Raw genomic sequence first — 426 nt, forward strand, 5'->3', positions numbered from 1 at the left:
CGCGGTTGGATGACAAAGGTCAATGATCCCAAAAATCTTAACGGGAAACTGTTCGGATATGAAATCAAATATAATCAGGTTGAGGGACAACAAACTCCCGATCCGTTTGACAGCAGTTTAAAAGTATTGCCTAAATACAATGGGAATATTGCTGAAGTAGACTGGCGTACCAACACGGCTTCTTCGGATTACCTGAGAAGATACGGCTATGTTTATGATAAGCTGAACAGATTGTCTGCAGGTGTTTATCAAAGAGAAGATCGCCCTTCTGCTCAGGAATATTTTGAAAAAATGAGCTATGATTTAAACGGCAATATCACCAACCTGAAAAGGACAGCATCCCTGGAAGGAAATACTACGGCAGGATTAATTGATAATCTTAGTTATGTTTATTTCAACAATAACAACAGCAACAGACTGAAGACC

Annotated in this window: 1 pseudogene; it reads left to right on the plus strand. The window is 39.4% G+C overall.

The annotated features are described in order from the left end of the window. Positions 1 to 426 (plus strand): annotated as a pseudogene (locus U9K52_RS21220) (RHS repeat-associated core domain-containing protein); the annotation flags it as partial.

Origin of the sequence: Chryseobacterium sp. MHB01 (assembly GCF_034651565.1) — a bacterium.
Lineage (GTDB): Bacteria > Bacteroidota > Bacteroidia > Flavobacteriales > Weeksellaceae > Chryseobacterium > Chryseobacterium nepalense.